This is a genomic window from Colwellia sp. Bg11-12, from assembly GCF_014076955.1.
Lineage (GTDB): Bacteria > Pseudomonadota > Gammaproteobacteria > Enterobacterales > Alteromonadaceae > Colwellia_A.
The window spans coordinates 1-3,568 of sequence record NZ_JACGUZ010000043.1 but is presented as its reverse complement, the minus strand read 5'-3'; the positions used below and the strand labels follow the sequence as shown (position 1 = coordinate 3,568).

Annotated in this window: 2 protein-coding genes; both read left to right on the top strand. The window is 42.9% G+C overall.

Annotated elements, in window-relative coordinates; all coding sequences use genetic code 11:
* Nucleotides 1-336 (top strand): phosphopantetheine-binding protein (locus H4J39_RS00960; RefSeq protein WP_220462088.1); only part of this gene is annotated, 336 nt, incomplete at its 5' end.
* A partial coding sequence (locus H4J39_RS00955) for an amino acid adenylation domain-containing protein (RefSeq protein WP_182225583.1) occupies nucleotides 333-3,568 on the top strand: 3,236 nt, incomplete at its 3' end. The genes H4J39_RS00960 and H4J39_RS00955, both read left to right, overlap by 4 nt.

The window sequence follows — 3,568 nt, the reverse complement described above, 5'->3', positions numbered from 1 at the left end:
ATCGATGTAAGCACCGACACCACTAGATATCTGCCACCAGAAACGAAAATGGAGTTAGCCGTACAAGCCATCTGGAGTGAGTTATTAGGACAAGACAATATTAGCGTCGATGCCAACTTCTTTGAGATAGGCGGCCATTCACTGTTAGGTATCCGTCTTGCCAGTGCTTGTCGTGAGCGCCTGGGTGTAGAGTTACCACTAAAAGTACTTATGGAAGGACCAACTATTCGTTGCTTAGCAGAGCAATGCGACTGGTACGAAACACAACGTCAAGTGCTTGCCTGTGCAGATCAATTGAGTAATGAACGAGAAGATTCAGAAAGGATTGTAATATGAATACACCGCATATTATCAATAAATGTGCAGAACTCGGTATCAAGCTCAGCCTTGATACCGAGGGACTAGCCCTTGGAGGTAACACCAAGGCGTTAACAGCAGAATTATTGGCACTTATAAAAGCTCATAAACAGGCATTAATAGCTCACATTCAATCATTCTTGCCACATAGCAAGAGTGGTAGTGGCATTGCAAAGGTAAGTCGCGCAAGCGATTTACCTCTGTCACCAGCACAAATGCAGTTATGGTTAGTCAATGAAATTCAAGGCCAGTCTCCTGAATGTAATATGCCTGGTGCCTGTAAAATTGACGGGGTATTTCACTTTGAACATGCTCAAAAAGCGCTGACGGATATCATTCAGAGGCACGAGATTTTACGTAGCTGTTACCGGAAAAACGGCGAATCACCAGTGCAAGTAATACAAGAAGAATTTGACTTTGCTATTGATCATCATGATTTAAGATTGCTGCCAAATATAGCACAAAAAAATGCTTTAAACCGGTTGCTTGAAAATGATATTAACAAGCCGTTCAATTTAGAAAACGATATAATGTTACGCGCCAGCTACATTGAGTTAGGTAACGCTGAGCAGCCGCATGGCGTATTATTGTTTAACACCCACCATATCGCATTTGACGGTTGGTCGATGGACATACTTCATCGCGAGTTTTTCACTTTATATCACGCAAATATTTCCGGGGCGAGCAATCCTATACCACCGATGTCAATTCAATATGCTGACTACGCAAGTTGGCAATTGGAGAAAACTCATTCGCCGGCAATGCAATTACAAGTGAAGTATTGGCAAGATACCTTACAGGACTTACCTGTTGTCCATAGCTTTCCATTAGATTTTATTCGTCCTGATATAAAATCACACCAAGGGGCTGTTGTCACACAGCCTATTTGTGCAAAAACGGCAAAAGGCCTCGGCAAGCTTGCCAATCAATATAAGCTCACGCCCTTTATGTTGTTACATGCTGCTGTTGCCATGGTGTTATCGCGGCATAGTGGTAGCAAAGATATCGTTATTGGTACGCCGGTTGCAAACCGGCTTGAAGCCGAACTTGAACCCCTGATAGGCTTTTTCGTCAACACCTTATTGCTCAGAGCTAACACCAAGCATAAGACATTGGCGGCGTATTTAGCACATATTCGTGAGCTAAATATCAACGCGCAATCCAATCAGGGGATAGCTATTAATCAACTCGTTGAATTACTCAATCCACCTAGAAGCAGTGCTTACAATCCGCTATTTCAAATAATGCTCACCATTGACAATAATTTTTCTGCGGGCGGAAAAGCCCTGTCAATGGAACTTGCGGGTAGCAAACTTTCAATCATGGCGCCAGACACAGTTGCAGTAAAATCCCAGTTTGATCTTGATGTTAATATTCAATTAAATGATCAAGGCGGAACGGTCAAGTGGGTATATGACACAGCATTATTTTTCGAAGACACTATTCGTCAAATCAATAGCCATTTATGTCAATTTTTAACGGCACTCTCCCAACAAGCCGATCTAAATAATGCTGACATCGCACTTGCACAAATCTCCATGTATGATGCCAAGCAAACTAAAACTCTCGTTAATAAACTAAACGGTGATATTGCAGTATTTAATCAGCACAGCTGTATTCAAACCTTGTTTGAAAAACAGGCTGCCACCAGCCCTGACAATATTGCCGTTACATCTCATGAAGCACAACTGACTTATGGTCAACTGAATAGACAAGCAAACCAACTAGCACATTATCTGCGCAGCCAATACCAGATCAAACCCGACACCTTAGTGGGTGTTTGCTTAGAGCGCTCGTGCGATATGCTCGTCGCGATCTTAGCAATTTTAAAAGCAGGTGCTGCCTATGTTCCACTCGATCCGGCTTATCCTCATGCCCGCTTAATGGACATGGTAGAAGATGCTAATTTACCGCTCATTATTAGCCAAAATGCATTAAGTAAAGCAGTCACCTTTAAAGGCTACAACACACTATTTATTGATCAAGTAGATTACTCTACCTGTCCACAAACGAATATCAACCCTTCAAGTTTTGGCCTTAAAGGCAGCCATTTGGCTTATGTTATTTTCACATCAGGCTCAACCGGTCGCCCCAAAGGCGTGATGGTAGAACATAAAAACCTGCAGCATTTCATCCTCAACACTGATTCTCGCTACAAGCTCAGCGCCGCAGACAAGGTTTTACAATTATCAACCATGAACTTTGACATTTTTGTTGAAGAGATGTTTGCCACCTTATGTAGTGGTGCCAGCCTAGTACTTCGTAATGAAGACTGCATGTCAGGCGAAAAAGCATTCTCTGAATTCTGTCAGCAACACGAAATTTCAGTGATTAGCCTGCCCACTTCCTTTTGGTTGCAACTTAATGCTGATAACAGACAAGTATCATTTGCTTCATTGCGTATGGTGATTTTAGGCGGAGAAGCACTGCCTATTGATGCAGTTAACCGCTACTTTGACGCCGTAAAAGACGTTGAAATGATCAACAGTTATGGGCCAACTGAAGCAACAGTAACCGCAACTAGCTACCACATTCGTCATCAAATAGCGGCAGAGGTCTTGCCTATTGGTAATGCCAACGTAAACACCAGTTTGCTTATTCTTGATGATGAGCTCAACCCTGTGCCTCAGGGAACCGTAGGAGAATTGTATATAGGCGGTGCTGGCGTGGCACGTGGCTACCTCAATAGACCTGAACAAACGGCAGAACGTTTTATTGATAACCCTTATCGCGAGCTATTCATCTGCCAAAGCCATCAGCGTCTTTATAAAACCGGTGATCTGGTACGCCACAGAGCAGACAACAATGTAGAATTTATTGGTCGTATCGATGATCAGGTCAAGATTCGTGGTTTTCGTATCGAGCTAGGTGAAATAGAAAACACTTTATCAACCTTAGATTGCATCAAATCCTGCATGGTTTTAGCTTTAGCTACAGACATAGGCGCTAAGCAATTGGTCGCTTATGCGCAAACGAACTCAGATACACAAGATCAACAACACTTTATCGGTAAGATTAGAGCTCACTTATCTGCGCAGCTACCCGACTATATGGTACCTGCCGCATATGCAATCGTCGAAACATGGCCGCTGACACCTAATGGAAAAATAGATAAAAAAGCTCTGCCCGAGCCTGAAATAGTTTCTTTACAGGGGCAATATATTGCCCCACAAACTGTCTTTGAAGCTGAATTACAAACCTTATGGTCCAG